Annotated in this window: 2 protein-coding genes; one reads left to right on the forward strand and one right to left on the reverse strand. The window is 65.4% G+C overall.

The window, feature by feature from the left end; translation table 11 throughout:
• Positions 1–1,343 (forward strand): NAD(P)(+) transhydrogenase (Re/Si-specific) subunit beta (locus tag DS837_RS31700; RefSeq protein WP_149168382.1); only part of this gene is annotated, 1,343 nt, incomplete at its 5' end.
• Positions 1,344–1,418: 75 nt separating this feature from the next.
• Here the strand turns inward: DS837_RS31700 and DS837_RS31705 are convergent.
• Positions 1,419–2,120 (reverse strand): CBS domain-containing protein, encoded by a 702-nt coding sequence (locus tag DS837_RS31705; RefSeq protein WP_149168383.1) that lies wholly within the window; start codon positions 2,118–2,120, stop codon positions 1,419–1,421.
• Between the last annotated feature and the right edge of the window lie 641 nt (positions 2,121–2,761).

The raw sequence follows: 2,761 nt of genomic DNA on the forward strand, positions 1-2,761 counted from the left end.
TGGCGCTGCGCGGCCTGTCCAGCCCGGAGACCTCCCGCCAGGGCAACTTCTTCGGCATGGCCGGCATGACCATCGCCGTGCTGACCACGCTGGCCCTGCCCATCGTCCAGTCCTACTGGATGATCGTCCTCGGCATCGCCATCGGCGGCGGCATCGGCTACGTCATCGCCAAGAAGATCGAGATGACCGCCCTGCCGCAGCTCGTCGCGGCCTTCCACTCGCTGGTCGGTCTGGCCGCGGTGTTCGTGGCGCTGTCGGCCTTCTACTCGCCCGAGGCCTACGGCATCGGCGTCCCCGGCGCCATCGCCAAGGGCTCGCTGGTCGAGATGGCGCTCGGCACCGCCATCGGCGCGATCACCTTCACCGGCTCGATCGTCGCCTTTGCCAAGCTGCAGGGTCTGGTCACCGGCAAGCCGCTGGTCTTCCCCTTCCAGCACCACCTCAACGCCGCCCTCGGCGTGCTGACCATCCTCCTCATCGTCTGGCTGGTCCAGAGCAACGCCGATGCCCCGATGTGGCTGATCGTCGCCGTGTCGCTGGCGCTCGGCCTGCTGCTGATCCTGCCGATCGGCGGGGCGGACATGCCGGTGGTGATCTCGATGCTGAACAGCTACTCCGGCTGGGCGGCGGCGGGCATCGGCTTCACGCTGCAGAACAACCTGCTGATCGTCACGGGCGCGCTGGTCGGCTCGTCGGGCGCCATCCTGTCCTACATCATGTGCAAGGGCATGAACCGCTCGATCTTCAACGTCATCCTGGGCGGCTTCGGCGGCGACAGCGGGGCGGCGTCGGCGGCGGCCGGCGGTGGGGAGCGCGGCACGGTGAAGGCCGGCTCGCCGGAGGACGCGGCCTACATCATGAAGAACGCCCAGTCGGTGATCATCGTCCCGGGCTACGGCATGGCGGTGGCCCAGGCCCAGCATGCGCTCCGCGAGATGGCCGACCTGCTGAAGAAGGAAGGCGTCGAGGTCAAGTACGCCATCCACCCGGTGGCGGGGCGCATGCCGGGGCACATGAACGTGCTGCTGGCCGAGGCCAACGTGCCCTACGACGAGGTGTTCGAGCTGGAGGACATCAACCGCGACTTCGGCACCGCGGACGTGGCCTTCGTGATCGGCGCCAACGACGTGACCAACCCGGCGGCCAAGACCGATCCGCAATCGCCGATCTACGGCATGCCGATCCTCGACGTCGAGAAGGCCAAGACGGTGTTCTTCATCAAGCGCGGCATGGCCGCCGGCTACGCCGGCGTCGAGAACGAGCTGTTCTTCCGCCCCAACACCATGATGCTGTTCGGCGACGCCAAGAAGGTCACCGAAGAGGTCGTGAAGGCCACCGAGTAAACGCCTGCCGAAAGGAAAAGCCCCTTCCCGGACGAACCGGGAAGGGGCTTTTTTGTTGCCGCATCGGCGATTGGCTCAGAAGCCGACCGCGCCTTCGGCGACATGATCCACGATGATCAGGTGATTCTCCACGCGGGTGACGCCGGGGGTGTTCTCGGCGGCGACGCGAATGGCGTCACGCTGCGCCTCGGTGCGCACGCTGCCCCAGAGATGCACGACGCCGTTGCGCACCACGATGTTTTCGCTGATCTCCGGTGCCCAGGGCTGCGCCCGCAGGGTTTCCAGAAGCCGGTCGCGCACGACGCGGTCGTCCGCGGCGGCCGGGGAGACGTCCGGCGCGATGCTGGCGAGGACGTGCAGCAGGTTGGCGCGGCTGACGATGCCGACCAGCTTGCCGTTGTTCAGCACCGGAACGCGCTTGATGCGGTTGCCCTCCATCAGGCGGACCACCTCGTCAAGCGGGGTCTCCTCCGTGACGGAGATCAGCGACTCGGTCATCGCGTCGCGCACGTGGCGGCCGTGGGACTTGGTGTAGTCGGCGGCCTGGTTCGGCGCGCCTGCGAACATGGCGAGCCACCAGGAGGCCCGGCGCACGGTGCCGGTCTCCGCCCGGCGCAGCAGGTCGCCCTCGCTGATGACGCCGAGCAGGCGCCCGTTCGAATCGCAGACGGGCAGGCCGCTGATCCGGTTCTCCAGCATGCGCTTCGCGGCTTCGGTCACCGTGGCGTCGGGACCGATGGTGATCACCTGACGGGTCATGATGTCCGCTGCTTTCATGGCTTTCCTCCGTTTGCCTGATTCGTTGACCCAGCAAATTTACACATACACGGAGTAAGGGGAAGCCGCCTGGTGTACGGTATACCAATTTGCCGCAGGGCGATTTGGCCGGCGGAAAAAAAGAAGGCTCCGCTGGCGGGAAGCCGCGGAGCCGTCAGGTGGGGGAATCTACAGGGAGGAATGCGTGTAGTTCCAAGGACGTTTGTACCCCCAGCGGTCCGTCCGGGCTATAATGGATTCGGTATACCAGTTATGCGACATTTGGATACCGTATACGATATGCCAATAAGCGATAAAGGGTGCAGAGTTGCCGCGCCGTCGCAGACAAAGCGCGAGAGCGTCGTTCATCGAAGAAACAGTCCGCGATCCGAACATATCCGCTTGTCATGAACTGGCATCTGGTATACCGTATCACCAATCCAAGCCGCTTCCCTCTCCGGGGCAATGAAAGCGCGGCCCAAACCCCGTCAACCGGGGGGAACTCCGGGGAAACCGGGGGCGGAGAGAGAGGGATGGGAACGCCAATGCAGACGATGAGTTTCTCGGTCGCACCCCTGGATCAGGGGATGAGCTTCAAGGCCAAGGCCTACCAGTCGCTGCGCCAGGCCATCACCCAGATGGACATCTATGGCGGGCCGAGC

This window comes from Azospirillum brasilense, from assembly GCF_008365405.1.
GTDB lineage: Bacteria > Pseudomonadota > Alphaproteobacteria > Azospirillales > Azospirillaceae > Azospirillum > Azospirillum brasilense_D.

Excerpts from the sequence above, each read along its gene's own strand:
- DS837_RS31705 (WP_149168383.1), bottom strand. The coding sequence starts at position 2,120 with ATGAAAGCAGCGGACATCATGACCCGTCAGGTGATCACCATCGGTCCC.